The sequence below is a fragment of the Nonomuraea sp. NPDC059194 genome, assembly GCF_042754765.1.
In the GTDB taxonomy this organism is placed as follows: domain Bacteria; phylum Actinomycetota; class Actinomycetes; order Streptosporangiales; family Streptosporangiaceae; genus Nonomuraea.
Genome location: NZ_JBHZBH010000012.1, coordinates 15,844 through 42,635, shown reverse-complemented (window position 1 = coordinate 42,635; position 26,792 = coordinate 15,844). Strand labels below are relative to the sequence as shown.

Below are 26,792 nucleotides of genomic sequence, written 5' to 3'. Positions count from 1 at the left end.
CCGCCGTTTCGTGACTTGGACTCGGATGTTTCGCATGCGTGAAACTCGGCATCCCGGTGTTTCGCGGGTGTTTCGGATAGACCGGTACTACACTTAGGGTTGCCTTACCTAAGCGATCAAGGAAACCAGTGATGACGTTCCGTCTGGCCGGGCTCACGGCCGCCGCCCTGCTGTCCGCGCTCGCGCTCACCGCGTGCGGCGCCTCCACCCCCGAAGGGGCGGCCTCAGGCCCGACCCGGACGATCAAGCACGCGATGGGCGAGACGAAGGTCCCCGAGACGCCCAAGCGCGTCATCGTCCTCGACACCGACAAGCTGGACACCATGGTGTCGCTCGGCCTCACCCCCATCGGGGCCGCCCAGGCGTCCGAGAGCCAGAAGTGGCCCGCCTACCTCGGCTCCGCCCTGTCGGCCACCAAATCCGTCGGCACCCTTCAGCAGCCGAACCTGGAGGCGATCACGGCGCTGAAGCCCGACCTCATCCTCGGCACCAAGTTCCGCCAGGCCGCCTTCTACGACAAGCTCAGCAGGATCGCGCCCACGGTGTTCACCGAGAAGGTCGGCATCACCTGGAAGGACAACTTCCGCCTCGACGCCGACGCACTCGGGAAGAAGGCCGAGGCCGACCGGCTGCTGACGGCCTACGAGAGCCGCGCCGAGCAGGTCGGCGCGAAGTACGCCAAGGTCGAGGTGAGCCTGGTGCGCTTCATGCCCACCGAGATCAGGATGTACGGCCCCGAGTCCTTCAGCGGCATCGTGCTCGGCGACGCGGGCGTCCAGCGGCCCGAGGCGCAACTGCTCGCCGGCCAGGACGACAAGCGCTTCGGCAAGCTGAGCCAGGAGAACATCGCCAAGGCCGACGGCGACGCCCTGTTCTACAGCGCGTACGGCGACGCCGCCGCCACGAGCCAGGCCGAGGTGACCGGCGGCCCGCTGTGGAAGAACCTCGGCGCGGTCACCTCCGGCAACGCGCACAACGTGGACGACGAGGTCTGGATGCTCGGCATCGGCGTCACCGCGGCCGGCAAGATCCTCGACGACCTGGACAGGTATCTGGCGCCGCTGGCCTGACAGTGGTTGTTTGGGATACGTGAACGATTACCGCTGGTCCTTCGTCCGCCACCACCTTCCGTCCCCGCCCGCCCGCGTGGTGGAGATCGGCTGCGGCCCGCTTGGCGGCTTCGTGCCCCGGTTGCTGTCGGAGGGGTACGACGCGGTGGGCGTCGACCCCGAGGCGCCGGACGGCCCGCCGTACCACCGGATGGAGTTCGAGAAGTACGAGCTCCACGGTCAGGTGGACGCGGTCGTCGCCTGCACCTCCCTGCATCACGTCCACGACCTGGACGAGGTGTTCGCCAAGGTGGCAGGCGCACTGCCGCCCGAGGGCGTGTTCGTGGTCGTCGAGTGGGCGCGGGAGTTGTTCGACGAGGCGACGGCGCGCTGGTGCTTCTCGCGCCTGTCGCCTCTCGCGCCCGAGGACGAGGACGAGAACGACGAGGGCTGGCTGCACACGCACAGGGACCGCTGGCTGGCCTCAGGGCAGTCGTGGGAGGCGTACGTGAGCGACTGGGCCTCCAGTGAGGGCCTGCACACCGGCGCGGACCTGGAGGCGGCTCTGGGCCGCTGGTTCGAGCCTCTGGCGATGGAGTCCGGGCCCTACTTCTTCACCGCCCGCACGGGAAGCGAGGAGCAGGACGCGATCGCCGCCGGCCTGATCCACGCCACGGGCCTGAGCTACGTGGGCCGTCCGCTGGCCAGGTGAGCCCGCCGTCACGCCGGGTTGCGGTCGCGGCGGGTGCGCAGCTTCTGCCGGTTGCCGCACCTGTCCATCGAGCACCAGCGCCGCGACCCCGGTCGTGAGGTGTCGAGGAAGAGCAGCAGGCACCGCTCTCCACCGCACATCCGCACCCGCTCCACCAGCGGCCCCGTGAACACCTCCATCGCGTCCCTGGCCACCGCGGACAAGTACTGCGCCGCCGTCATCGGGTAGGCCCACCCCCTGTCCGCCGCGGGCCCGAGCACCGGCACCGGCGGCGGCGCAGCGGCGAACTCGGTCAGGGTCTTCGCCTCCGCCGCCTGCACGACGGGCGCGGTCGCACTCGCCGCCCTCTCTGCCATGGCCTGGATCGCCGCGCGCAGGCGCCGGGCCCTTTCGAGGTCGGCGGGCTCGACCCGCACCTCCCCCCGCACCTCCAGCCTGGTGCGGGGGATCCACGCGGCCAGGTCCTGCGGCGTGTGCAACTGCTCCCACTCCGCGAGTGCTCCGCTGAGCAGGAACTCCAGGCACAGCGTCCCGGCGTCGAACCGGAAGGTCTGGCCGTCCCGCGGCGTCAATTCCATCCCACTTGCCACACGCATATGATCAGTGTAACAGTTGACACCAGTTAAACCGGTGTAAGTATGGAGAAGCCATGGAAGAGATCATCGAGCTGACGGAGAAGGCGTGGGAGGCCAACAGGAACGGCGACGCCGCCTTCTACGCCGACTTCCTCACCGAGGACGTCGTGAGCGTGTCGCAGTGGGGCGTGGTCACCGACAGGGAGGCGATCCTCAAGGGGTTCGCCGAGAACCGGAACCCCTATGTCCGCACCGACCAGTCGGACCACAAGGTGATCATGTTGGGCGACGGCGGCGCGATCCACACCAGCACCGTGGAGATCGACCTGCTGTACAACGGCGAGCACAAGCAGACCATGCACATCTTCGCGACGACCGCGCTGACCCGCCGCGACGGCAGGTGGAAGGCCGCGCTGTTCCAGATCACTCCCGCGCCCGCGCAGGGCTGATCCGGACGCCGACGCGAAAGACCCTGACCGCGCCCCACGGATCGGTCCGTGAAGGCGGCCAGGGCCTGGCGGCCAGGAAAGCCCCTCAGAAGAAAGGCGTCAGGCGGCGGCGGTGGCCATCTTGCGGAGCCTGGCCAGGGCGTCGCGCTCGATCCGGCGGGCCCGGTCGCGCCCGATGCCGTAGCGCTCGCCGACCTCGGTCAGCGTGTGCTCGCGCCCGTCGAGCAGCCCGTAGCGCCAGCGCAGCATCTCGCTCGTGGCGCCCTCAAGACCGGTCAGCCACTCGTCGAGGCGCTCGCGCTCCAGGATGTCGATCGCCTGCTGCTCGGGGTCCGCCCACGTCTCGTCGGCGATCATGTCGCCGAGCTCCGTCTCGTCCTCGTCGCCCACGCCGAGCTGGAGCGAGACCGGGTCGGAGGCCCAGCGGCGCAGCTCGCGCACCCGCTCGATCGGCAGGTCGAGCACCTTCGCGAGGTCGTCGTCGGTCGGCTCGGCGTCGAACTCGGCCAGCATGTCGCGCCGTACCCGCATCAGTCTGGTCATCTGCTCACCCGCGTGGGTGGGCAGGCGCACCGGGCGGGCCTGCTCGTGGATGGCGCGCCCCACCGACTGCCTGATCCACCAGGTGGCGTAGGTCGAGAACTTGTACCCCCGCCGGTAGTCGAACTTCTCCACCGCCCGTACCAGGCCCAGGTTCCCCTCCTGGACCAGGTCGATCAGCGGCATCCCCCGCCCCGAATACTTCCTGGCCACCGCGACCACCAGCCGCAGGTTGGCCTGGATGAACTCGTCCTTCGCCCGCTGGCCCGAGATCGCCAGGCGCTCGAGCTCCTCGTCGGCCGCGTCACCGATGCGCGGCTCCGACCCCCCGCTGTCGAGCAGCTGCTCGGCGAACAGCCCCGCCTCGATCCGCTTGGCGAGCTCGACCTCCTCCTCCGCGGTGAGCAGCGGGACCCTGCCTATCTCCGCAAGATAGGTCCCGAGCAGGTCGCGATCGGCGACCTCCTGCGTGCGATTCCCCGTAGGCCTTGCCATCCCCAGGCACCTCGTTCCCGCAGCTGCGTTCTATATCCCGGCAACGTCCGGCCCGAAGCAAAGATTCCCAAAAGAACTACGACCAGCGGACGGTTTCGCACCTCCTCCTCAGGGAGGAGACGAACCCGCACCGACCTGCGGAAAAGCGCGGGGGCGGCGTCGATCCGCCGCCCCCGCCGCAGGTCACACCGCTGGAGCGGCTACGACCACAGGATGACAGGAACGCCTAACGCACCCGCTCCCCCGCCCGCCACACCTGGCGGACGAGCGGCACGCCGGGCCGGTAGGCCAGGTGCACGTACGACGGCGCGTCCAGGACGACGAGGTCGGCCCGCGCGCCCACGCGCAGCTGCCCGACGTCGTCGCGGCGCAGCGCCCTGGCCCCTCCGTAGGTCGCGGCCCTGACGGCCTCCAGCGGCGTCATCCCCATCTCCCGTACGGCCAGCGCCACGCAGAACGGCATCGACGAGGTGAACGACGAGCCGGGGTTGCAGTCGGTGGCGATCGCCACGGTGACACCCGCGTCGATCAGCCGCCGCGCGTCGGGATAGGGCGAGCGGGTGGAGAACTCGGCGCCCGGCAGCAGCGTGGCCACCGTGTTCGAGGAGGCCAGCGCGTCGACGTCGGCGTCGCTCAGGTGCGTGCAGTGGTCGGCGGAGGCCGCGTCCAGCTCGACCGCGATGCGCACGCCAGGACCCTCGGTGAGCTGGTTGGCGTGCACCCGCGGCAGCAGCCCCGCCTTGATCCCCGCCTGCAGAATCTCCCGCGTCTGGTCACCGTCGAACGCGCCGCGCTCGCAGAAGACGTCCACCCACTTCGCGTACGGCGCGCACGCCCGCAGCATCTCGCCCGTGACGGTCCTGACGTAGTCGTCGGCGTCGGCCCCTGCGGGCACCACGTGCGCGCCCAGGTAGGTCGTCTCGTCGGTGAGCGAGGTGGCGATCTCCAGCGAGCGCCGCTCGTCCTCGACCGTCAGCCCGTAGCCGCTCTTGATCTCCACGGTGGTCGTGCCCTGCGCGGTCATCTCGGCGACCAGCGCCGCCGCGCGCGTGGCCAGCTCCGCCTCGCCCGCCGCCCTGGTGGCCTCGACCGTGGTGCGGATGCCGCCCGCGGTGTAGCTCTGGCCCGACATGCGGGCGTTGAACTCGGCCGTGCGGTCACCGGCGAAGACCAGGTGCGCGTGGCTGTCGACGAAGCCGGGGATGACGCATCCGCCGCCCACGTCGTGGCGCTCGTCGCACGCGGGCGCCTGACTCGCGGGCCCAACCCACGCGATCTGCTCGCCGTCGACGACCAGCGCGGCGTCGAGGTGCTCGGCCTGCCCGTCGAAGAGCATCCCGATCCCGTCGATGAGGGTACTCACCTGATGGCTCCCATCGCCTCGTTCAGCATCCGTCCGACGTCTCCCAGCTCGTGCCGGCCGTCGGCGACGATCCGCCGACCGCCCGAGATCACACTGTGCACGTCCGCGGCCGTCGCCGCGAACACGATCGACTCCACGGCGCTCTCGCGTGTCGCGCCTGCCGTACGGACCGAGTCGAGGCGCACCGAGACCAGGTCGGCCCACGCGCCGGGGACCAGGCTGCCCGCGTCGGGGAAGCCCAGCGACGCGTGGCCCGCGGAGGTGGCGGCGGTCAGCAGCTCGGGCGCGCGCCAGTGGCCGCGTCTCTCGCTGGCCAGGCGCTCGTTCAGCTCGACCGCGCGGGCCTCCTCGAACAGGTCGATGACGGCGTGGCTGTCGGAGCCGAGCGTGATCGGCGAACCCCTGTCGTACAGCGCGCGGGCCGGGCCGATGCCGTCGGCGAGGTCGCGCTCGGTCGTCGGGCACATGCAGACGTGGGTGCGCGAGTGGCCGAGCAGCTCCAGGTCGACCTCGGCCAGGTGCGTGGCGTGGACCGCGGTGGAGCGAGGACCGAGCGCGCCGTGCTCGTGCAGCACCTGGACCGGCGTGGCGGCGTAGCGCTCGACGCACGCGGCGTTCTCCGCCCGCTGCTCGGACACGTGCGCGTGCAGCGGCGCGGCGTGCTTGCGGGAGAACTCGGCGACCGTCGCCATCTGCTCGGGCGGCACCGCCCTGACCGAGTGGATGGCCGCGCCGATCTCCACGTCGTGCCTGCCCTTGTAGGCGGTGGCCAGCGCCTCCGCCCTGACCGCCCATTCCTCGCCGGTGCCGTCGCCGAAGCGCCGCTGCGCCCCCATGAGCGCGGTGCCGACGCCGCCGGTCAGGTAGCAGGTGTCCAGCAGCGCGATGCGCAGCCCGGCGTCGTGCGCGGCCTGGATCAGCGCGTGCCCCATCTCGTTCGGATCGTCGTATGGCACGCCGTCAGGCCCGTGGTGCAGGTAGTGGAACTCGCCCACGCAGGTGATGCCCGCCATGGCCATCTCGGCGTAGGTCGCCCTGGCCAGGCGCAGGTAGGAGTCGGGGTCGAGCGAGCCCGCCACCTCGTACATCCGCTCGCGCCAGGTCCAGAAGTCTCCCTTGCCCGTCTGGGTGGCGCCGCGCAGCGCCCGGTGGAAGGCGTGGGAGTGGGCGTTGGCCATGCCGGGGATCGTCAGCCCTTCGAGGGCGATCCCCTGCCGCTCGTCCCTGCCCACCGAGACGATCCGCCGGTCCTCGACCTCGATCAGCACGCTGTCGGCCACGCCCTCGGGCAGCAGGGCGAACTCGCACCAGTAGACGGTCATCGCGCCAGCTCCTCCAGCACGCTCGCCAGGGCGGTGACCCCGTGGGCGCAGTCGTCAAGGTCGGCGTGCTCCTTCGGCGAGTGGGAGACGCCCGTGGGGTTGCGCACGAACAGCATCGCCGCGGGGACGCCCGCCGCGGCGAGGATGCCCGCGTCATGTCCCGCGCCGGTCGGCAGCACGGGAGCGGGGCCCCGCCCGGCCGCCCGCCCGGCCGTCCGCACGTCGGCGAGCGCGGCGCCGACGGCGGCGGCCAGCCGGTCGCGCAGCGGCACTTCGAAGTCGACGACGGGAGTCCACGACTCCTCGCTCACGTTCCTGCCGTCGGACAGCTCCGCCACCAGGGCCCTGACGGCCTGTTCCGCGCCGCCCCTGGCGTCCAGCCAGGCCGAGACCAGCCCGGGGACCGCGTTGGCGTTGTTGGGCGAGACCCGCACCTTGCCGAACGTCGCCACGATCCCGTGCTTCTCCGCCGCCTCGCGCGCCTGGAGCACGGCGCGGGCGTAGTCGAGCATCGGGTCGTGCCTGTCCTCCAGCCGGGTCGTGCCCGCGTGGTTGGCCTCGCCGTGGAAGTCGAAACGCCACCTGCCGTGCGGCCAGATCGCGCTGGCCACGCCGACCGGCTCGTCCAGGTCGGCCAGGCCGCGGCCCTGCTCCACGTGCAGTTCGACGAACACGCCGATCCTGGCCAGGCTCTCGTCGTCCCTGCCGAGCTCCTCGGGCCGCCGCCCCACCCCGCGCAGCACCTCGGCCATCGAGACGCCGTCGTCGTCGGTCAGGCCCCTGGCCCGTTCCGGGTCGATCACGCCGGTCAGCAGCCGCGAGCCCATGCACGGCACGCCGAACCTGGCGCCCTCCTCGTCGGTGAAGCAGGCGACGCCGATCGGCCTGGCCGGGGTGAATCCCTTGGCCTTCAGCAGGTCGAGCGCGTGGAAGGCGGAGACGACTCCCAGGGGGCCGTCGAAGGCGCCGCCCTGCCGTACGGAGTCGAGGTGGCTGCCCGTGACCACGCCGCCTTCGCGGCCCGGCTCTCCCCACCAGGCCCACAGGTTGCCGTTGCGGTCGTCGTGCAGACCGAGGCCGCGCCTGGCGGCCTCCTGCCTGAACCACTCGCGCAGCTCCATGTCCGCGGGCGACCAAGCGTCCCGCACGTAGCCGTTGGTCGCGGGATCCCGTCCGATACGCGAGAGTTCATCCAGCATGCCTTCACTCTAGTGAATGAACCCATTCACCCGCCCCGCGCCCCTCCCGAAGGCATGCTGCATACATGAAACGCACCACGATCGAACTGCCTGACGATCTGGATGCCAGAGTCCGGCATGAAGCCGCTCGTCGTGGAATGACGATGTCCGACTGGACACGGGAGGCCGTCGAGGCCCTACGAGACGGGGCCCTCGCTGGGGCGGAGGGTGAGCTCGGTCAGGTGGGCGTCGGGGCCCGCGTTGATCGCCGCCAGGACGGCCCTGGCCACGGTCTGCGGCTCCAGGTACTTCTCCGGCTCGAACGCCCCGCCCTCCTGCGCCCGCACGCCGCGCTGCATGTCGGTGGCGACGCGCCCCGGGTAGACGGTGGTGACCCGCAGCTCGGGCTCCTCCAGGCGCAGCCCGTCGGCGAAGGCGCGCAATGCGAACTTGCTGGCCGCGTACGACACCCATCCGGGGTTGGCCCGCTGCCCGGCCCCCGAGTTGATCAGCACCACGTGCCCGCCCGCCGCCCGCAGGGCCGGAAGCAGCAGCCTGGTCAGCTCGGCGACGGCGACCACGTTGATGTCCATGGTCCGCCGCCACACGTCGGCGGGGGTCTCGCCGATCCGGCCGAGGGTGACCACGCCCGCGCTGTGCACGAGCACGTCGAGCCGGTCGATGCCCTCGACGTCGCGCTCGGTGACGTCGGCGAGCTCCACCGGCCACGCGCGGGCGGCGGGGAGCTCGGCGGCCAGCGCGTCGAGGGCGGCCTGGTCGCGTCCGCCGAGGATCAGCCGGTGGGTGGGCGCCAGCGCCCTGGCGATCGCCTCGCCCACACCCTTCGACGCGCCGGTGATCAGTGCTGTTCTCATGGCCGTCAGCCTAAAGCGGTTGACACCTTACTCAAGTTTGTATTCAAATTTGAGCGTGAACACCACCCGGGTCCTGATCCTCGGCACCCTGCTCGACGACTCGATGAACGGCTACCAGGTACGGCGCAGCCTGGAGACGATGGGCGCCGACCAGTGGGGCAACGTCGCGTTCGGCTCGATCTACCACGGCCTCGGCAAGATGGCCGACGAAGGGCTGCTCGACGTCGTCGAGAGCGGCAAGGGCGGCAAGACCGTCTACGCGATCACCGAGGCGGGCCGGTTCGAGTTCCACCGCCTGCTCATGACGCTCTGGTACGAGATCAGGCCGATCGTCGACCCCTTCCAGGTGGCCATGGTGTTCATGGACAGGCTGGAGCGGCCGCAGCTCAAGGACGCGCTCCAGGTCAGATCGGAAGAGCTCACCCGGGCGATCGCCATGACGCACCGGGCGCTCGGCAGCAAGCAGGCGTTCGGCGCTCCCCGGCACGTCGACGAGAACCTGCGGCTGAACATCGGCATGCTCGACGCCCAGCTCACCTGGGTACGGCAAGCCATCCAGAAGGTCGAAGAAGGAGACCTACCCTGATGATCATCAGTGCGCGAGGCTTAAGGAAAACCTTCGTCACCAAGAGCAGAAAAGGCACGCAGACCGTCGAAGCGGTCAAGAGCGTCGACCTGGAAGTGAAGAACGGCGAGATCTACGGCGTGCTCGGCCCGAACGGCGCCGGCAAGACCACCACGATCAGGATGCTCGCCACCCTCATCGCCCCTGACGCGGGCACCGCCACGATCGCCGGGCACGACCTGGTCAAGGAGCCCCGCGAGATCAGGCGCAAGCTCGGCTACGTCAGCCAGGCCGGCGGGGTGGAGGAGCAGAACTCTCCCCGCGCGCAGGTCGTGTTCGCGGCCAAGATCTACGGCGTGGCCGACCCGGCCAGGGCCGCCGACGAGATTCTCGGGAAGATGGACCTGTCCGAGATCGCCGACCGGCCGGGCCGTACGCTCTCGGGAGGGCAGAAGCGCCGCGTCGCCATCGCCCTCGGCCTGGTCCACAGCCCTCCGCTGCTGTTCCTCGACGAGCCGACCACCGGCCTCGACCCGCAGAACCGCGCCAACCTGTGGGACAGGATCAGGGAGCTGCGCGAGCGGGGCACCAGCGTCCTGCTGACCACGCACTACCTGGAGGAGGCCGACGCCCTGTGCGACCGCCTCGCGATCGTGGACCACGGCGTCGTCGTGGCCGAGGGCACGCCAGCCGAGCTCAAGCGGTCGGTGTCCGGCGACGTGGTCACGCTCAGGCTCGACGAGCTGGAGCGGGCGGCGCGGGTGCTCGGCCCGATGGCCAAGCAGACCCGCCTCGACGAGGACACGCTGCGCGTCTACGTCGACGACGGCGAGCACGCGCTGCCGCCGCTGCTGCGCACGCTGGAGGCCGAAGGGCTCGCGCTGCGCTCCATCTCCCTCGAACGGGCCACGCTCGACGACGTCTTCCTGGCCAAGACCGGCCGGTCCCTGCGCGACACCGGAGCCGCCGCATGATCCGCGACACCTCGCTGTTCTTCGGCCACGAGGTCAGGAACACGCTGCGCAACCCGATCTGGCCGCTGTTCGGCATCATGCAGCCGGTGATGTACCTGCTGCTGTTCGCGCCCCTCTACGCGGGCATGGCCTTCCAGGGCGACCTCGGCCAGGCCCTGACCTCCTTCGCGCCCGGCATGCTGGTGATCACTGCGCTGTTCGGCTCCATGGGCGTCGCCTACGGCACCATCTTCGAGATCCGCAGCGGCGTGCTGGAGCGCATCGCGGTCAGCCCCACGTGGCGGCCCGCGATCGTGCTCGGCCGGATGCTGCGCGACGTGGTCTCCCTGATGATCCAGTCGCTGGCGGTGATCCTCATCGCGCTGCTGATGGGGCTGCGCATCGGCCTGCTCGGCCTGGTCCTCATGCTGCTCCTGCTCGGCGTCACGGGACTGTTCGCCTCCGGCGTCGCCTACGGCCTGGCGCTCGGCCTGCGCGACGAGAACGCGATGGGGCAGATCATGCAGTTCTTCGCGCTGCCGCTGATGCTGCTGTCGGGTGCGCTGCTGCCGATGGCGCTCGGGCCCGACTGGCTGGAGCGGGTCGCCTGGTTCACGCCCTTCTACCACCCCGTCGAGGCGGGACGCGCGCTGTTCGCCGGCACGCTGACCGACCTGTCGATCCCCGTGGCGTTCGGCATCATGCTCGCGCTCGCCGCGCTGACCGTCACCTGGTCGGTCCGCTCCCTACGCAGGCTCGCCGGCTGACAGGAACGTCCCGGTATCCTCCGTCATCCGCTCGTACTCCTCCAGCCTGGCCTGCGTCCGCAGCGGCGCCGCGTCGGCCATCGCCTCCACCAGCGCCATGGCCAGGGCCAGCGGGGCGGCGTGCGAGTCGAACACCAGCCGCTCCCCGACCGGCGCGTCGAGCACGACGTCGGCGGGGAAGCCGGGCCCGTCGGTGATCACGGCGGTCCTGAGCCCGAGCTTGCCCGCGTACTCCAGCGCCTGCACGACCTCCGCCGGATATCGCGGCAGCACCACCGCCACCACCCACTCCGCGCCCGCCCTGCGCGCCGCGTGCAGCCCGTCGACCAGCTCGGAGCCGCCGTGGACGAGCAGGCGGACGTCGGGGTGGACCCGCCTGGCGAAGTAGGCGAACGTGGTCGCCAGGCCCGAGGAGACCCGCAGGCCCAGCACGGGCAGCGGCTCGGTGGCCGCGAGCGACTCACCGAGCTCCTTCAGCGGCAGGGCGGCCAGCCGGTCGCGGATGAGCGTGAGGTTGCGGATCTCGTCGTCGATCGCGCCCCTGAGCAGGCTGCCGCCCTCCGGACGGCCGCCCAGCACGAGCGGGCGCAGGGCCTGGCGCAGCTCGGGATAGCCGCCGAAGCCCAGCACCATCGCGAACCTGGTCACCGACGGCTGGCTCACGCCCGCCCGCTCGGCCAGCTCCACGCTGGACAGGAAGATCGCCTCTTCCAGGTGGTCGGACAGGTAGTGCGCGATCCGCCGCTGCACGGGCGACAGCCGCCTGCCGCCCAGCAGCCCTTCAAGTCCGTCCCTCACGCCACCTCCAACGCACTGACCGGCCCAACCCCTTCCCGTCTCTCGAAGGGCGACCTGCCCGCCGGTCGACGGCAGGCGGTCAGGACTCGCGCATCGGGATGCGGACGCCGCGCTCGTCGGCCACCGCGACCGCCTCGTCGTAGCCCGCGTCGACGTGCCGCATGACGCCCGTCCCCGGGTCGTTCGTCAGCACCCTGTTCACCTTCTCGCGGGCCAGCGCCGTGCCGTCGGCGACCGTCACCTGCCCCGCGTGGATCGAACGCCCGATGCCGACGCCGCCGCCGTGGTGGATCGACACCCACGCCGCGCCCGAGGCCGTGTTCAGCATGGCGTTGAGCAGCGGCCAGTCCGCGATCGCGTCCGAGCCGTCGGCCATCGCCTCGGTCTCCCTGTACGGCGAGGCCACCGACCCGCAGTCGAGGTGGTCGCGCCCGATCACGATCGGCGCCTGGAGCTCGCCCGAGGCCACCATGTCGTTGAAGCGCTCGCCGGCCAGGTGCCGCTCGCCGTACCCGAGCCAGCAGATGCGCGCGGGCAGGCCCTGGAAGTGGACCTTCTCCCCCGCCATCCTGATCCACCTGGACAGCGCCTCGTTCTCGGGGAAGAGCTCGAGGATCGCCCGGTCGGTCGCGGCGATGTCGGCCGGGTCGCCGGACAGCGCCGCCCAGCGGAACGGGCCCTTGCCCTCGCAGAACAGCGGCCTGATGTAGGCGGGCACGAACCCGGGGAAGTCGAAGGCCCTGGTGTAGCCCGCCAGCTGCGCCTCGCCGCGGATGGAGTTGCCGTAGTCGAAGACCTCCGCACCCGCGTCCTTGAACCCGACCATGGCCTCGACGTGCTTGGCCATCGACTCGCGCGCCCTGGTGGTGAAGCCTGCCGGGTCCTTGTCGCGCTCGGCGGCCATGTCGTCGAAGGCGACGCCGAGCGGCAGGTACATCAGCGGGTCGTGCGCCGACGTCTGGTCGGTCACGATGTCGATCTCGGCGCCCCGTGCCAGCAGCTCCGGTACGGCTTCCGCCGCGTTGGCCACGACGCCGATGGACAGCGGCCTGCGCTGGTCGCGCGCCTCGTAGGCCAGCCGCAGCGCCTCGTCGAGCGTGGCCGCCTCGACGTCGAGGTAGCGGTGCTCGATGCGGCGGGTGACGCTGCGCGGGTCGCAGTCGATGCAGATGGCGACGCCGCCGTTCATGGTGACGGCGAGCGGCTGGGCGCCGCCCATGCCGCCGAGCCCGGCGGTCAGCGTGATGGTGCCGGCCAGCGAGCCGCCGAACCTCTTGTCCGCCACGGCGGCGAACGTCTCGTAGGTGCCCTGCAGGATGCCCTGGGTGCCGATGTAGATCCAGGAACCGGCCGTCATCTGGCCGTACATGGTCAGGCCGGCGGCCTCCAGGCGGCGGAACTCCTCCCAGTTGGCCCAGTCGGGGACGAGGTTGGAGTTGGCGATGAGCACGCGCGGCGCCCACTCGTGGGTGCGGAACACGCCGACGGGGCGGCCCGACTGCACCAGCAGCGTCTCGTCACCCTCCAGGGTGGTGAGCGTGCGGGTCAGGGCGTCGAACGAGGGCCAGTCACGCGCGGCCTTGCCCGAGCCTCCGTAGACGACGAGCTGCTCGGGGTGCTCGGCGACTTCCGGGTCCAGGTTGTTCTGGAGCATCCGGAGCGCGGCCTCCTGCGGCCAGCCCTTGGCGGTGAGCGTGGTGCCTCGCGGCGCGCGCACGGTACGGCTCATGCCTGATCCCTCCTGAATGAACATATTCATCTATGTCACTCGAAGAGTACATCGCCGGGTCTGGTCACCGTCACCGGGTGCCGCGGAGGAGGGCGTCCCCCGATTCGGTCACCTGGTGCAGCATGAGGTTCGCGTGGCGGGTGCTGGCGATCAGACCGGCCTGCCGTAACACCCTGGCGTGCTCGCTGGCGCTGGAGGCCCGCACCCCCGCCCGCCGCGCCAGCTCGGTCGTGCTGCAGCCGGGCGCGAGCGCGACGCACCGCAGCACCTCCGCCCTGGTCTTGCCGAGCAGTTCGGCCAGCGCGTCCCCGCCGGCCGCCCGGTCGGCGACGCCGGAGCGCGGCACGGGGTAGACCAGCACGGGCGGCAGGCTCGGGTCGGCCAGCGTGACGGGCGCGGTCCTGCAGAAGTAGGACGGGATGAGCGTCAGCCCCCGCCCGCGCAGTCGCAGCTCGCGGTCGCCCGCGGGGTAGTCGACCTCCAGCACGGGGGCGCGCCAGCGGATCGTGGGCGACAGCTGGGTGAGCAGCCCCTCGACCCCGGCGTCGGCCAGGTGCCGCACCCTGGTGCCGCGGTCCTGGCTGACGGCCCGTTCGACCCCGCCCCAGTGCTCGCCGAGCGCGGCGGTGAAGTATCCGGCCGCGACCGTCGCCACCCTGCGCAGGGCCGCGCGGTCGCGGGCGAGGTCCTCCAGGTGGGCGGGCAGGCCGTGACCGTCCTTCAACCGGTCGAGCTCGCGCTGCATCCTGGCGCGGGGCGTGTCGATGATGGCCTGGATGCCGTCCTCCACGCCCTGCTGCGCCTCGATCGGGGTGAGGAAGTCGGGGAAGTAGGCCGCGCGGGGAGCCAGCGGCACCAGCAGCCTGCGCACGTCCTGCAGGAGCCCGGCCTCGGCCAGCCCTGCGCGCGCCCTGCGCCGCCAGTCGGCCATGGCCGCGCCGCCGTCGCCCATCTGGAAGCGGTGGAGGCTGGCCACCATCTCCCACAGGGGGTCCGCCCTGGAGGCGATCCGCACGCGAGCGAGATCGTCACTGGTGAAGATGATGCGTAAGATGCCGGCCGCCATGCGACGCAGTCTCGCCACAGGCGCTTGCAAAAGCCTGAAAGTTAAATTGCTGCCCGGAAATATCCCGATATAGCTGGGTTGTTCGGGTGAGGCTGAAACTACATGACACTTCGTGGAGCGAAGTGCTGGACTTGATCCTGCCTGAGGGGGCATTCGGTCGATCCACTGACAACGGTTTCTGGAGGGATACAGGGGAGTCTCCAGGAGCCGTACGGCCCGCGCGGGCGCGCGAGCCGTACACACGAATCAGCAGGGCGAGCCGGTCACCCGCAGTGGAAGACCGGGCTGGTGTAGTTGGCCCAGTTGTGGTTGCGGTCGGCGACGCCGGCCTGGACGAGGATGCAGCGGCCCTTGCCGTACACCGAGACGGGGCCCGCGTACTGGCCGAACTGGCCGCTGTCCTGGTCGAGGCCGCGGTAGTTCTGGAAGCACTGGCTCTGGGTCTGGCCCTTGGCACAGGCGTACAGCGACAGGATCATGCCGCTCTTGGTGCCGTAGTCGACGACCCTGTCGAGTCGGGCGCAGTTGTTTCCGGTCGAGGAGTTGTAGTAGAGCTTCAGCGAACCGTAGGTGGAGCTGCCGCGCTTGACGGCGATGGTGTCGATCTGGGAGCCGCTGCAGGAGGCGGCCTGCGCGGGGGTGGCGATGCTCAGCGGCACGAGGGTGGCGCCCAGGAGGGCGGCCGCGGCGAGGCCGATCTTCGCAAGCTTCACAGATATTCCTCACATGGATCGGAAGATCAGGTCAGCCCCGACCGTAGGTTTCCCCCCATAACGGGAGACGGGTTCCGGATGTCCGGAACCCGTCCAGCTCGTTAACGGTCGTAGATCATGAGACGAGGAACTGGGTGGTGGCGAGCTCCCGGTACAGCTCGTCGGAGCCGACCAGCTCGTCGTGGGTGCCGACCGCCCGCACGCCGCCCGACTCCATCACCACGATCCGGTCGGCGTTGGTCACCGTGGACAGCCGGTGCGCGATCACCAGCACCGTCGTCTCCGTCGCCACCTCGGCGATCACCTCGCGCAGCCGCAGCTCGTTGACCGCGTCGAGCTGCGAGGTGGCCTCGTCCATCAGCAGCAGCCGCGGCTTGCGCAGCAGGGCCCTGGCGATGGCCACCCGCTGGCGTTCGCCGCCCGACAGCAGCACGCCGCGGTGCCCGACCGGCGTCTCCAGGCCCTCGGGGAGCCTGGCCACCAGGTCGTCGAGCCGGGTGCGGGTCAGCGCCCTGCGCAACTCCTCCTCGGTCGCGCCGGGGGCGGCGAACAGCAGGTTCTCCCGCAGCGTGCCCGCCAGCACGGGCGCGTCCTGCTCGACGTAGCCGAGCGCGGCGCGCAGCTCGGCCAGCGGCCAGTCGCGGATGTCCGCGCCGCCGATCTCGATCAGCCCGTCCTGGTGTTCGTAGAAGCGTTCGACCAGCGCGAACACCGTGGACTTGCCGGCGCCGGACGGCCCGACCAGTGCGGTCAGCCCTCCGGGGGGCACCTCGAAGCTCACCCCGTCGTGGACGGGGGCGCGGTCCTCGCCGTACCTGAAGACCACGTCCTCGAATCGCACGCCCACGGGGTCGTCGCCGCCGGCGGGGCCCGCCGGCGGCGTCCGGCCGACCGGCTCGCCGGGCAGGTCCTCGATCTCGCGGATGCGCCTGAGCGCGGCCAGGCCGTTCTGCAGCTGCACCCCGCCCTCGACCAGCTGGCCGATCGGCGCCACCAGGTAGAACAGGTACAGCAGGAAGGCGATCAGCGCCGAGACCTCCAGCGCGCCCGAGGCGACGCGTGCGCCGCCGACGGCCAGGACGCACAGGAAGGCGATCTGCACCGCCATCCACGTCGAGACCCCGGCCAGCGAGGTCCAGCCCGCGACCTGCAGCCCCTTGTCCCTCGCCCGTACGGCCGCCGCCCCGACGACCTCGACCTCGCGCTCCTCCGCGCCGCTCGCCTTGACCGTGCGGTAGGCCTGCAGCGCCCGGTCGAGCACCGCGCCCATCTCGCCGACGGCCTCCTGCGCCTGGTGCTGGGCCTTCTGGATGCGCGGCATGACCAGCGCGGTCATCCCGCCGATCACGATCACGACCAGCAGCGTGACCAGCAGGAGCACGCCGTCCATCAGCGCCATCATGACGATCGCGCCGATCAGCAGGAAGACCGCGCCGATCGAGTCGACGATGCCGTTGGTGAGCACCGACCGCAGCAACGTGGTGTCGCCGGTGACCCTGGACAGCAGGTCGCCGGGCTTGAGCCGGTCGACGTCGGCGACCTTCAGCCGCAGCAGCCTGTCGACGAGCCTGCGCCTGGCGCCCAGCACGATGCCCTCGCCGGTGCGTTCCATCAGGTACGTGCCGCTCGCGGAGACCACCGCGCCGACGAGAACGGCGACCGTCAGCCCGATCAGCGGGCCGGTCATCGACCGTTCCGCGCCGAAGGCGTCGACGACGTACTTGGCCAGCAGCGGCATCGCCAGCCCCGCGGCCGAGCCGATCAGGCCGAGCAGGCCGCCGACGACTAAGATCTTTCTGTGCGGCCTGATGTAGGCCAGCAGGAGCCTGATGGGTGACTTCTCCCCCTTGGCGGCCTGCTCTGTCTCGCGGTTGTCGCCGCTCACTTCACTCCGTCCCGATCAGACAAGTCCACGGTCTCTCCAACGCATGAGCGCGCGGAATCAGCACCCGTCAACTTAGATTGACGACCAAAGTATGTCAACTAAAATTGACGCTGGGCTCAGTCGATCTCGGGGACATCGGGGTCGTCGCGCTCGATATCGCCGTCGTCGGCCCGACGCAGCTTGATCTCCTCGACCCACGCGTAGGCGAACCGCCTGATCTCGTGGAGGCGCTCCTCGTCGACCCCGTAGGCCATGAACGCCTCGTCGGCCAGCAGGTCGACGCTCTCCAGCCGCTGGATCAGGTCGTCGAGCAGCCAGTCCTCCTCGTAGGCGGCGCCGAGCCGCTCCAGCTCGCGAAAGGAGTAGCGCTCGGCCGCCGCGGCCACGTCGATGAAGTCTCTGGGCAGGCCACGCACGTGCAGCGCCCGCACCTTGAGCCCGACGGCGTCGTCCTGCCCCACCACCTGGTACGGCTCCAGCGTCAGCGGCCGGTCTCTGAGCGGCTCCTTGAGCAGGCTGACCGCGCAGCTCTCACCGGCGGCCTCGTCGCGCACGACCATCCGCGCCACGCGATCGGCGACATCGAAGGCGGCCAGGGACAGGCCCCGCCGCCGCAGCTCGGCCGCCACGTCTTCGGCGACCTCGGGCAGCGGCGTGCCGTGGCCGGTCACCAGGACGAGGTCGTCGCTCGGCCGGTCGGTGAGCCCGTGGGCGTTCATCGCGTGGCCGCCGGCCAGCAGGAGGCCGTGACGTTCGCGGACATCGCGCGTGGCCTCGATCAGCCGCGCGTGGAAGGCGGGAAGTCGCACCTTCATGTCCTCAATTATGCCCGCGCTTCTTCCGGGTCGAAGGAAGGTCGTGCCGCCCCGAGACGAACTCCTGGACCGCGATCTTGGCCTTGATCACCGGCCTGCGCCAGCGCTCCTCACGGCGCAACGCCGTGGCCATCTTGCGGGGCGACTTGACCGCGAAGAACCAGTGCGCCCACGGCGAGCCTGGGCGGGCCAGCCGTACCGCACCGACGATCAGCAGCGGGGGCACGAACAGGCCCACCAGCCCCGTCCAGATCTTGCCCTTCAGCAGCGTGACCACGGCGAGCACCAGGTTGCCGAGCAGCAGCCACCAGGGCGCGACGCCGCCGACCTCCCAGGTCAGCGGGCGTAGCCCGATCAGCAGCAGCCCGGTGACCGCGATCGCGACGAAGACGGCGTCGACGGAGGTGCGCCCCTCCTCCTCCCAGTAGACGTCGTGCAGGTGGAGGATGAGCGCGAACTCGTCGAGCACGAGCGCCGCGCCGACGCCGAAGACCGCCGCGGCCACGGCGGAGGCCGACACGACCATCCCGCTGACCCCGCCGACCAGCATGAGCACCACGCCGAACACGACGTGGTGGATGTGCATCTCGCCGACGCTGACGTTGCGGAACCAGCCGATCTTGGCCCGGATCAGCCTGACGTTGATGCGGGTGGCGACGAAGGCGACGATGAGCGCGACGAAGAAGCAGAACAGCGGCAGCCGTCCTGTGTCGACGATTCGTTCCCTGACCCAGTCCCCCATGTACCTGTCATCAGGCTACCCAGCGCGGGCCCGCAGCGCCTTGAGATACTCCTGAGCGACCAGGGCGTGGCGGACGTTGTCGCGGGCCTGCTCGAACGGCGGCGCGTCCTTGCCCGCCATCCGCTCGTACTGCTCGCGCAGCCGCCGCTCCGACAGGTCGAGCCCGGCGGCGTGGATCTTGCTGAGCGCGGAGTCGAGCTCGGCCGCCCGCACTCTGGCGTAGGTGTGCTCGTCGTAGGAGGGCACGCCGGGCAGCGGCCGCCCTTCGCGGGCCGCCTGGGCGCGGCGCAGGTTCTCCGCGGCCAGTTCGCGCTGGAACCCCTGCTCGCTGACGTCGGCGAGCAGGCCCGCCTCGCGCGCCCACACCCGTCTGACCTTGTCGAGTACGGCGGCGCGCACCGCCCTGTCCCTGAGCGCCGCGCGCGGCGTGACCCCGGCGCGCGCCCGGTCCCAGAACCCGGGGCCGAGCGCGGCGCCGTCCCCGGTGAACTCGGAGATCACCTCGGCGCGGACGGTGTCGGCCGCTCTCAGCACCTCCGCCCCGACCACCGGCTCGCCCTCGACGACCGTGACCCGGTCACCGGGCCGCAGGCCCAGCACCTCGGAGACGCCCGCGGAGGCGGCCAGGCCTGCCAGGCCCTCTGCCGAGGAGCTGGAGCTGGAGCCGGTGCGGGTGAGCACCACGACGAGGGCGACGACGACACCGACGATCGCCAGGAGGAGCGCGGCCCTCGTCGTGGTGCTCTTCATGACCTCAGCCCGCGATCTTCATGTCGAAGACGTGGAAGCCGGCGTTGGCCAGCGGGCTGCCCTCGGGGAAGGTCACGGTGGCGACGGTCCTGGCCGGGTCGAGCGGCACCGCGTAGCCGAACACCGACACGCCCGATTCGGTGGTCTGTCCCGTGGCGGGGTTCTTGTGGCTGGTCTGCGTCCTGTTGTGGTAGGTCGCGCGGGCCACCAGGACGCCGCCCTGGGGCACGGTGGCCTCCCACTGGTCGCCGAACCGCACGGTCTTCTCCTCGACCGTTCCGTCGGTGTAGGTGACCTTGAAGACGCTCTCCCGCACCTTGAACGCCCCCGCGCCGAGCAGCACGAGCTTGGCGCCCTTTCCATGGAGCGCGATCGTCTGCCCCGCGGCCTTCACGTTGTCGGTCCAGCCGTACGGGCGCGGGTGCCAGACGAAGTCCGCGCCGAGGACGCTGACCGTCCTGCCGGGGACCAGCCCCGCCTTCTCCAGGCCCTGGCCCGAGTAGCTGCGCCCGCTGGTGGAGAAGCCGCCGGTGTTGGGGTTGAGGTCGGAGCTGACGGCGACGTTGTTGTAGGCCTTCTCGATCGAGGCGTGGACCACCGGCGGTACGGCAGGGCCGTTGTAGGCACCGCGCGAGACAGTGCCCGCGACCGGGTTGCCGAAGTAGTCGCGCCCGCCCACACCCTCGACGAGCGACCCGGAGCCGAGCGCGGGAGAGCCCGCGAGCAGCTTGTAGCCGTCCACGTCGCCGTAGCCGGTGGCGGTGCCGGGAGCGGCGAGGCCGGGGTCGGCGGTGATCGCCCTGGCGTCGGAGGCGGGCACGCTCACGCCGCCGTGGTAGACGTTGGCGTCGTAGGTGATGCCCGCGGCCGCCGGCAGGGTGCCGGAGGGCGCGTAGATGATGTTGTTGGCGATCCTGGAGTTGCCGGTCGGCACCGCCCAGTCCACCTTCTGCGAGGAGCAGAAGAAGGTGTTGTTGTAGATCCACAGCGGACTGCTGTTGTCGCCTGCCGCGTTGCCCGCGATCCGGCAGTCGTCCTGGGCGATGTTGAAGCGCAGGATCGCGGTCGCCCGGTAGTTGGGGAACTCGGTGCAGCTCTGGCAGCCCAGGTAGAACCCGCCCGCGTTGTCGTGGGAGTAGTTGTACTGGTAGACGCAGGAGCCCTTGATGCCGCCGTCGCAGTCCCAGGCCGTGGAGTCGAAGATCGTCGGCCGCTGCCTGGTGACCTCGTTGTACTGGAAGACGGGGTCGACCGAGTTGATCGGCCACATGCCGGCGAAGTTGCCGTCGATGTAGGGGTACTTGCCCGCGCCGCCCTCGTCGAACAGGTTGTGCTCGATCAGCGGCTTGTCCGAGGCGTGCACGACGATGCCGTCGCCGCCGACCGCGCGGATGGTGTTGCGGGCCAGGTAGACGTTCCTGTGGTAGTCCGTGCCCTTGCGGCTGATCTTGATGCCGCCGCCACCGGTGTCGTGGATGTAGTTGCCGGTGATCGTGATGCCGTCGAGGTAGCCGACCTTGCCGTCGGGCAGCGCCTGGATGCTGATGCCCGCGGAGTAGGAGAACCAGGAGGAGTTGGCGCCGGTCTTGTTGCCCCAGCCCGCGACGTCGGAGACCTCCAGGTCGCGCAGCACGAGCCCGGCCTTGGGCTCGGGGGTGGTGGAGTTGTACTGGATGCCGGTCCGCTTGGCGGTGGTCGGCGCGGGGTTGGTGACGTGCAGCTTCTCGATGGTGATGTGGCTGTTGTCGACGAGGTGGACGGCCCACTCGCCACCGTCGCCCTGGACGATCGGCTTGGGGCCCTCGCCGTACGAGGTGAACAGGATGGGGTAGGCGGCGCTGCCCGAGCCCTTCGGCTCCAACCGGCCCACGCACACGGTGCCGGCCCTGAACTTGACCTTGGTCTTGGGGCCGAGCTCCAGGGCGTTGACCGCGGCCAGGTTGTTGATCGGGGAGGCGGCGCTACCGCCCGAGCCTCCGTCGGGGGCCTGGCAGTCGACGAAGACGTTGCGGGCCGGCGCGGCCTCGGCCGGGGTGGCGGCCAGGCCGGTCGCGGCGACGGCCAGCGCCGTCGCCGCGGCCCATCTCGTTAACAGGCGCATGCGTGTCCTTTCTCGGGGGGTACAGCAGGACGCATGGAGGGGTTCAGGCGGAGCGCGACAGGCTGGCGGGCTCCACCGCGTGCTCGAACGGCAGGCCGCGGGCGTACCTGGCGAGCTCGTCCAGCGCGAGGTCGGCCATGCGGGCCAGCTCCCCGCCCAGCGAACCGGCGATGTGCGGGGTGACCAGCACGTTGTCCAGGCCGTGGAGCGGCGAGGAGGCGGGCAGGAACTCGGGGTCTGTGACGTCGAGGACGGCGAACAGGCGGCCGGAGACGAGCTCGGCGGTGAGCGCGTCCTGGTCGACCAGGGCCGCCCTGGCGGTGTTGATGAGGGTCGCGCCGTCGCGCATCCGCGCCAGGCGCGCCCTGTCGATCAGGTGACGGGTCTCCGGCAGGTCGGGCGCGTGCACGCTGACCACGTCGCTGCGGCTGACCAGCTCGTCGAGGCCGACGTGCGCGACGCCCAGGTCCTCGGTCAGGTAGGGGTCGCTGACCAGAACGTCCAGGTCGAACGGGCGCAGCAGCTCGATCACCCGGCGGCCGATCCTGGAGGCGCCGATGACGCCGACGGTCTTGCGGTAGTTGCCGAAGCCGGGGAAGCGGGCGTCCCAGTCCTCCCGGGTGCCGCTCCCCCGGTAGTGGCGGGCGATGTCGATCACCCGCTTGTTGGCGAACAGGATCGCGGCGAGCGTGAACTCGGCGACCGGCTCGGCGTTGGCCGCCGCGGCGGAGGAGACGGCGATGCCGCGCTGCCACACCGCGTCGGTGACGTGGTGCTTGACCGAGCCCGCCGCGTGCACGACGGCGCGCAGTCGCGGCGCCCTGGCCAGCACCTCGGCGGTGATCGGCGGGCAGCCCCACGAGGTGTAGAGGACCTCCGCCTCCGACAGGTCGGCCCCCGCGAAGTCCTCGACGACCAGGTCGGGGTCGATGTCGGCGACCAGCGCGAGACGGCTCCTGACCGGGCCGTGGACGAGCCGTTCGGCGACGTGGGCGCTCATGGCGAGCAGGGTCTTGGGTCTTTTCACGTTCTCCCCCGAGAAGTCGTTCACTTGACGCTGCCCGCCGTCATCCCGGCCTTCCAGAACCGCTGCAGCGACATGAAGACCACCAGCAGCGGCACCACCGACAGCAGCGAGCCGGTGATCACCAGGCTGTGGAACTCGGGGAAGGCGTTGCCCTGCTTCTCCCAGCTGAACAGGCCCAGGCTGAGCGGGTAGAGGTTCTGGTCGTTGAGCATCACCAGCGGCAGGAAGAAGTTGTTCCAGATGGCGGTGAACTGGAACAGGAAGATCGTCACGTAGGCGGGCATCAGCATGGGCAGCGCGACCCTGGTGAAGGTCTTGATCTCGCCCGCGCCGTCCGACCTGGCCGCCTCCAGCACCTCGCCGGGCACGTAGCCGGACGACAGCACCCGGGCCAGGTAGACGCCGAACGGGTGGACGAGGACCGGGATGAAGACCGCCCAGAAGGTGTTGACCACGCCGACCTTGGAGGCCAGCAGGTACAGCGGCAGCGCCGTGGCCGTCGTCGGCACCAGCACGCCCAGCAGCACCAGGCCGAACATCTTCTCCTTGCCGAGCCAGCTGTACTTGTCGAAGGCGTAGCCGCACATGACGGTGATGAAGGAGCTCACCGCCGCGCCGACGCCCGCGTACAGGACGCTGTTGAGGTACCAGCGGAAGAAGATGCCGCCGTTCTCGGCGCTGACCGCCCTGATGTTGGCGATGAGGTTGAAGTCGCCGAAGGCGAAGCCGGGCGTCGAGTACAGGTCGGACAGCGACTTGGTCGAGGCGAACAGCAGCCACGTCAGCGGCAGCAGCGTGTAGAGGGTGGCGACGATCAGCAGGACGTTGACCGTCGCGCGAGACATCCACTTCATCGACGGTTACCCCACCTGGTGACGACGTAGGAGAGCACGGCGGCCAGCAGCGCGAGGATGATCGAGGCGGCGCCCGCCTGGCCGTAGTCGTTGTTGCCGAAGGCCTCGTTGTAGGCGTACATGTTCGGCGTCCAGGTGCTGACGATGCCGTCGCTGACGTTGTCGAGCACCATGGGCTCGGTGAACAGCTGGAGCGAGCCGATGATCGTGAACAGCACGGTGGTGATGACCGCGCCGCGGATCAGCGGCACCTTCACCGACAGGGCGGTCCTGACCGCGCCTGCGCCGTCCATCCTGGCCGCCTCCAGCACCTCGGCGGGGATGGCCTGGAGCGCGGCGAAGTAGATGATCATGTTGTAGCCGACCCACTCCCACAGCGCGATGTTGACCACCGAGCCGAGCACCTGGTCGCCGCCGAGGAAGTTGACCCCGCCGAGCAGGTCCACGATGGGACTGATGCCCGGCAGGTACAGGTAGAGCCAGATCAGACCGGCGATCACGCCCGGCACGATGTGCGGCATGAACAGGGCGAGCTGGAAGAACTTCTTCGCCCGCGCCAGGCCCGAGTCCAGCAGCAGCGCGAGGGCGAGCGCGCCGCCGATCATCAGCGGGATGTAGAACACGCAGTAGCCGAGGATCACCAGGAAGCCGTCGGTGAAGGCCCGGTCCTTGAGCGTGTCGAGGTAGTTGCCGAGCCCGACGAAGACCGTCTCCGCGCCGCCGAAGCCGAGGCCCGACGACTTCTCGCTGAACAGGCTCAGATAGACCGCGTACGCCAGTGGGGCCACGATGACCGCGGCGAACAGCGCGAAGAACGGGCCGACGAAGAGCAGGATCGCTCCCCGCTTGCGCCACGCCTCACCCGGGCCCCGCGCCTGCGTCTCTGGTGTGCCGGTCGTCATCTCCACCTTCTCCTCGCTGTTCCCCTACGGCCCGCTACCGCCTTACTGCTGGGCGACGTTGAGCCCGCGGCCCTTGATCTCGCCGACGGTCGCGGTCTGGACGGTCTCCAGCACGTCGGGGATCGTCGTCGCGCCGGTGCTCACCTTGCCCAGCGCGTCCTTGAAGGAGGTCAGCGTCTGCACCATGCTCGGCCCCCACGTCCAGCCCGGCTGGATGGTGCCGTACGCCTCGGAGAACAGCGCGTAGATGTCCTGCCCGCCGTAGAAGGAGGCGTCGAAGCTCTTGGCCGCCACGGGCACCAGGTCGGCGATCGCGGGGAAGCCGCTGGAGGTGCCGGAGGACAGGCGGGCCGTCCACGCCTCGGGGGAGCCGGTCAGCCACTTGATGACCTCGACGGCGGCCTTGGTGTTCTTGCTGTTCTTGGCGACGCCGAAGGTGGTGCCGCCGAGCATGCCGCTGGCCGGGGTGCCCCAGTGGGGGATCGGCGCGATGGCCCACTTGCCGGACTGTCCGGCGTGGTTGCCCTTCATGACGCCCGCGCCCCAGTTCGCGCCGACGTAGCCCCACAGCGTGTCGTCCTCGAAGGCGGCGTTCCACTCCTGGCTGAAGGAGGGCTGCACCTTGACGAGGTCGTCCTTGACCATGCCCTGCCAGTAGCCGGCGACCTTCTTGGTGGGCTCGTCGTTGATGGCGACCTTCCACGCGTCGCCCTCGGTGCCGAACCACTTGCCGCCCGCCTGCCACGAGAGGGCGGCCAGGACGCTCGGGTCGTCGGGGAAGAACGTGGCGATGCGCGCCTTGTCGTCGGCCTTCTTCACCTTCTCGGCGGCGGCCCTGAAGTCGTCCCAGGTCTTCGGGACCTCGATCTTGTTCTTCTCGAACAGGTCCTTGCGGTAGAAGAACACCTGCGGGGCCGCGTCCATGGGCACCGACCAGGTCTTGCCGCCGAGCTCGACGAGGCTGAAGACGTTGGCCGGGTACTTGGCCTTGACGTCGGCGGCTTCGGCCGTGATGTCCTGCAGCGCGCCCTGGTTCACGAAGTCGGGAAGCTGGGGGTACTCGATGGACATCACGTCGGGCGCGTTGCCCGCCTTCACCGCGTTGGAGAACTTGGCGTAGCCGCCCGCGTTGCCCGAGGGGATCTCCTCGTACTTGATCTGGATGTCCTTGTGCGACTTGTTGAAGGCGTCGACGACCTGCTGCGTGCCCTTGGCCCAGCCCCAGAAGGTGACCTGGGCCGGCGTGCCCGCCTCACCGGACGCGGACGCGGGCGCGGATTCGCCGCTGCCGCCACCACAGGCCGCCAGGAGGGTCATACCGGCCAGCAGTCCGGCCATGCCGGCGGCGGCGCGCTTGCGTTCCATGATTGCTCCTAATCGCTTCCGATCGCTAGTGCATCATTCGCTCACAAACGAAGCTTTGTCTAGATATCGATCAGTAACGAAATGAGCGCGAAACCTTCAGGGGCGCGCGGCCGTCGACTCGCGCACCCTGAGTTCAGGCAGCAGCGCGACGTGCTGGCCGGGCTCGGCCGAGCCCCGCTCGATCCGGCGAACCAGCAGGTCGACGGCGTGACGGCCGACCGCCGCCTTGGGCGGGGCGACGGCCGTCAGCGGCGGGTCGCTGAGCGCGGCCACCTCGTCGTCGTAGGCCACGATCGACACGTCGTGCGGGATGCGCACGCCCGCGAGCCTCAGGTGCTGCACCAGCAGCAGCGCGTCCTCGTCGTTGTGGACGAGCAGGCCGGTCACCTCGCCCGCGCGGATGGCCCCCACCACCTGCGCGACCTGCTCATCCGAAGGCCCCTCCTGCTCGATGCCGAACTCGCCGCAGGTCTCCAGCCCGAGCTCGCGCACCGCGGTCAGGAAGCCGTGGCGCACCCGCGGCGCGGTGGGGCTGCTGCGGCTCACCATCGCCACCCTGCGATGGCCCAGATCGGCCAGGTGCCTGGTGCCGAGGAAGGCGCCGTGGGCGTGGTGAGAGGCGGCCGCGTCGAGGAAGGAGGCGGGGCCACCCAGCTCCGCCACCCTCTCCACCAGTACGGCGGGCACCCCGAGCCCCGACAGCCACTCGACGTGCGACTCGTCCGGCTGCCTGCTCAGCGTGAGCAGCAATCCCTCGGCCCCGCCCCCGATCAGCTGCTTGACCTGCTTGCGGTCCTCCTCGTCGTCGTAGCGGGAGACGCCGAGCACCAGCCGCGCGCCCAGGTCCTGCGCCCGGTCGCGGGCCGCCTTGATGACGCTCGGGTAGTAGTAGGTGGCCGAGGGCACCAGCATCCCGATCGTGAGCGCGCGCTCCCCCACCGGCCTGGCAGCCTCCTGGGGCATGGCGCTCACCGGCCTGGGCGGCTCCTGCGGCAGGGTGATGCCGCCGTGGACTCTGGTGACCAGCCCCCGGCCCGCCAGGTGCTCGACGTCCCTGCGCAGCGTGACCATCGACACGTCCAGCCGGTCGACCAGGTCGGCCAGCCGCACCGAGCCGCGCTCGCGCACCTCGCGCAGGATGAACTCATGGCGTTGCTCGACGAACAAGGGGGGCTCCTAACACTCGACGCGTCCGATCCTAG

26 protein-coding genes and 1 pseudogene are annotated in these 26,792 nt (G+C 70.5%); 7 read left to right on the top strand and 20 right to left on the bottom strand.

Annotation, left to right across the window (positions count from 1 at the left end; all coding sequences use genetic code 11):
- The first annotated feature begins 131 nt into the window (after window positions 1–131).
- A complete protein-coding gene (locus ACFXJ8_RS17055; RefSeq protein ID WP_379644847.1) occupies window positions 132–1,070 on the top strand; it encodes an ABC transporter substrate-binding protein in 939 nt (312 codons plus the stop codon).
- A 19-nt stretch (window positions 1,071–1,089) separates the two neighbouring features.
- Entirely contained in the window at window positions 1,090–1,761 is a 672-nt protein-coding gene (locus tag ACFXJ8_RS17050) for a class I SAM-dependent methyltransferase (RefSeq protein WP_379644846.1), read from the top strand.
- 8 nt (window positions 1,762–1,769) lie between these two features.
- Here the strand turns inward: ACFXJ8_RS17050 and ACFXJ8_RS17045 are convergent, their stop codons facing one another.
- Window positions 1,770–2,357: a CGNR zinc finger domain-containing protein gene (locus ACFXJ8_RS17045; protein WP_379644845.1), complete on the bottom strand. Its 588-nt coding sequence runs from the start codon at window positions 2,355–2,357 to the stop codon at window positions 1,770–1,772.
- 53 nt (window positions 2,358–2,410) lie between these two features.
- Here ACFXJ8_RS17045 and ACFXJ8_RS17040 point away from each other — a divergent pair, with 53 nt between their 5' ends.
- Window positions 2,411–2,785, top strand: a complete 375-nt coding sequence (locus ACFXJ8_RS17040) for a nuclear transport factor 2 family protein (RefSeq protein WP_379644844.1) — start codon at window positions 2,411–2,413, stop codon at window positions 2,783–2,785.
- A 99-nt stretch (window positions 2,786–2,884) separates the two neighbouring features.
- Here the strand turns inward: ACFXJ8_RS17040 and ACFXJ8_RS17035 are convergent, their stop codons facing one another.
- The 4 genes from ACFXJ8_RS17035 to ACFXJ8_RS17020 all read right to left on the bottom strand — a co-directional run bounded on the left by ACFXJ8_RS17035 (window position 2,885) and on the right by ACFXJ8_RS17020 (window position 7,704).
- The gene (locus ACFXJ8_RS17035) at window positions 2,885–3,820 is read right to left on the bottom strand and encodes an RNA polymerase sigma factor RpoD/SigA (protein ID WP_379644843.1); all 936 of its coding nucleotides are present in this window, start codon (window positions 3,818–3,820) and stop codon (window positions 2,885–2,887) included.
- A 226-nt stretch (window positions 3,821–4,046) separates the two neighbouring features.
- Complete coding sequence (gene hutI, locus ACFXJ8_RS17030) at window positions 4,047–5,156, bottom strand: imidazolonepropionase (RefSeq protein WP_379644964.1); 1,110 nt, start codon at window positions 5,154–5,156, stop codon at window positions 4,047–4,049.
- 23 nt (window positions 5,157–5,179) lie between these two features.
- A complete protein-coding gene (locus ACFXJ8_RS17025) occupies window positions 5,180–6,505 on the bottom strand; it encodes a formimidoylglutamate deiminase (protein WP_379644842.1) in 1,326 nt (441 codons plus the stop codon).
- Window positions 6,502–7,704 carry an allantoate amidohydrolase gene (locus ACFXJ8_RS17020; RefSeq protein ID WP_379644841.1) on the bottom strand — a complete coding sequence of 401 codons (1,203 nt, stop codon included), beginning with the start codon at window positions 7,702–7,704 and terminating at the stop codon, window positions 6,502–6,504. The genes ACFXJ8_RS17025 and ACFXJ8_RS17020 overlap by 4 nt, the downstream gene beginning before the upstream one ends.
- Window positions 7,705–7,769: 65 nt before the next feature.
- Here ACFXJ8_RS17020 and ACFXJ8_RS17015 point away from each other — a divergent pair.
- Window positions 7,770–7,871: pseudogene (locus ACFXJ8_RS17015) on the top strand (CopG family transcriptional regulator); the annotation flags it as partial.
- Between the two features lie 9 nt (window positions 7,872–7,880).
- Here the strand turns inward: ACFXJ8_RS17015 and ACFXJ8_RS17010 are convergent.
- Entirely contained in the window at window positions 7,881–8,558 is a 678-nt protein-coding gene (locus ACFXJ8_RS17010) for an SDR family oxidoreductase (protein WP_379644840.1), read from the bottom strand.
- 55 nt (window positions 8,559–8,613) lie between these two features.
- On the opposite strand from ACFXJ8_RS17010, the gene ACFXJ8_RS17005 reads away from it, so the two are divergent.
- Genes ACFXJ8_RS17005 through ACFXJ8_RS16995 form a run of 3 tightly spaced genes read left to right on the top strand, consistent with a single transcriptional unit; the run spans window position 8,614 to window position 10,843 of the window.
- Window positions 8,614–9,144: a PadR family transcriptional regulator gene (locus ACFXJ8_RS17005; RefSeq protein ID WP_379644839.1), complete on the top strand. Its 531-nt coding sequence runs from the start codon at window positions 8,614–8,616 to the stop codon at window positions 9,142–9,144.
- A complete protein-coding gene (locus tag ACFXJ8_RS17000; RefSeq protein WP_379644963.1) occupies window positions 9,144–10,097 on the top strand; it encodes an ATP-binding cassette domain-containing protein in 954 nt (317 codons plus the stop codon). The genes ACFXJ8_RS17005 and ACFXJ8_RS17000 overlap by 1 nt, the downstream gene beginning before the upstream one ends.
- Window positions 10,094–10,843, top strand: a complete 750-nt coding sequence (locus ACFXJ8_RS16995) for an ABC transporter permease (RefSeq protein WP_379644838.1) — start codon at window positions 10,094–10,096, stop codon at window positions 10,841–10,843. The genes ACFXJ8_RS17000 and ACFXJ8_RS16995 overlap by 4 nt, the downstream gene beginning before the upstream one ends.
- Here ACFXJ8_RS16995 and ACFXJ8_RS16990 read toward each other — a convergent pair.
- The 14 genes from ACFXJ8_RS16990 to ACFXJ8_RS16925 form a co-directional block, all read right to left on the bottom strand.
- Window positions 10,823–11,641, bottom strand: a complete 819-nt coding sequence (locus ACFXJ8_RS16990) for a MurR/RpiR family transcriptional regulator (RefSeq protein WP_379644837.1) — start codon at window positions 11,639–11,641, stop codon at window positions 10,823–10,825. The two genes, ACFXJ8_RS16995 and ACFXJ8_RS16990, sit on opposite strands and share 21 nt — an antisense overlap.
- A gap of 79 nt (window positions 11,642–11,720) precedes the next feature.
- Window positions 11,721–13,370 (bottom strand): urocanate hydratase, encoded by a 1,650-nt coding sequence (gene hutU, locus ACFXJ8_RS16985; protein ID WP_379644836.1) that lies wholly within the window; start codon window positions 13,368–13,370, stop codon window positions 11,721–11,723.
- A gap of 70 nt (window positions 13,371–13,440) precedes the next feature.
- A complete protein-coding gene (locus ACFXJ8_RS16980) occupies window positions 13,441–14,436 on the bottom strand; it encodes a DUF5937 family protein (protein ID WP_379644835.1) in 996 nt (331 codons plus the stop codon).
- Between the two features lie 263 nt (window positions 14,437–14,699).
- Complete coding sequence (locus tag ACFXJ8_RS16975) at window positions 14,700–15,149, bottom strand: hypothetical protein (protein WP_379644834.1); 450 nt, start codon at window positions 15,147–15,149, stop codon at window positions 14,700–14,702.
- A 115-nt stretch (window positions 15,150–15,264) separates the two neighbouring features.
- Window positions 15,265–17,034 (bottom strand): ABC transporter ATP-binding protein, encoded by a 1,770-nt coding sequence (locus tag ACFXJ8_RS16970; RefSeq protein WP_379644833.1) that lies wholly within the window; start codon window positions 17,032–17,034, stop codon window positions 15,265–15,267.
- A 116-nt stretch (window positions 17,035–17,150) separates the two neighbouring features.
- Window positions 17,151–17,849: a hypothetical protein gene (locus ACFXJ8_RS16965; RefSeq protein ID WP_379644832.1), complete on the bottom strand. Its 699-nt coding sequence runs from the start codon at window positions 17,847–17,849 to the stop codon at window positions 17,151–17,153.
- Between the two features lie 4 nt (window positions 17,850–17,853).
- A complete protein-coding gene (locus ACFXJ8_RS16960; protein WP_379644831.1) occupies window positions 17,854–18,591 on the bottom strand; it encodes a hypothetical protein in 738 nt (245 codons plus the stop codon).
- Between the two features lie 15 nt (window positions 18,592–18,606).
- A complete protein-coding gene (locus ACFXJ8_RS16955; RefSeq protein WP_379644830.1) occupies window positions 18,607–19,341 on the bottom strand; it encodes a hypothetical protein in 735 nt (244 codons plus the stop codon).
- A gap of 4 nt (window positions 19,342–19,345) precedes the next feature.
- Window positions 19,346–21,442 carry a right-handed parallel beta-helix repeat-containing protein gene (locus ACFXJ8_RS16950; RefSeq protein ID WP_379644829.1) on the bottom strand — a complete coding sequence of 699 codons (2,097 nt, stop codon included), beginning with the start codon at window positions 21,440–21,442 and terminating at the stop codon, window positions 19,346–19,348.
- A 43-nt stretch (window positions 21,443–21,485) separates the two neighbouring features.
- Window positions 21,486–22,493: a hydroxyacid dehydrogenase gene (locus ACFXJ8_RS16945; protein ID WP_379644828.1), complete on the bottom strand. Its 1,008-nt coding sequence runs from the start codon at window positions 22,491–22,493 to the stop codon at window positions 21,486–21,488.
- A complete protein-coding gene (locus ACFXJ8_RS16940; RefSeq protein ID WP_379644827.1) occupies window positions 22,490–23,323 on the bottom strand; it encodes a carbohydrate ABC transporter permease in 834 nt (277 codons plus the stop codon). Before ACFXJ8_RS16940 ends, ACFXJ8_RS16945 begins: the two co-directional genes overlap by 4 nt.
- Window positions 23,320–24,225 (bottom strand): carbohydrate ABC transporter permease, encoded by a 906-nt coding sequence (locus ACFXJ8_RS16935; protein WP_379644826.1) that lies wholly within the window; start codon window positions 24,223–24,225, stop codon window positions 23,320–23,322. The genes ACFXJ8_RS16940 and ACFXJ8_RS16935 overlap by 4 nt, the downstream gene beginning before the upstream one ends.
- Window positions 24,226–24,267: 42 nt before the next feature.
- A complete protein-coding gene (locus ACFXJ8_RS16930) occupies window positions 24,268–25,590 on the bottom strand; it encodes an ABC transporter substrate-binding protein (protein WP_379644825.1) in 1,323 nt (440 codons plus the stop codon).
- Between the two features lie 96 nt (window positions 25,591–25,686).
- On the bottom strand, window positions 25,687–26,757 hold the full coding sequence (locus ACFXJ8_RS16925) for a substrate-binding domain-containing protein (RefSeq protein ID WP_379644824.1): 1,071 nt from the start codon (window positions 26,755–26,757) through the stop codon (window positions 25,687–25,689).
- Between the last annotated feature and the right edge of the window lie 35 nt (window positions 26,758–26,792).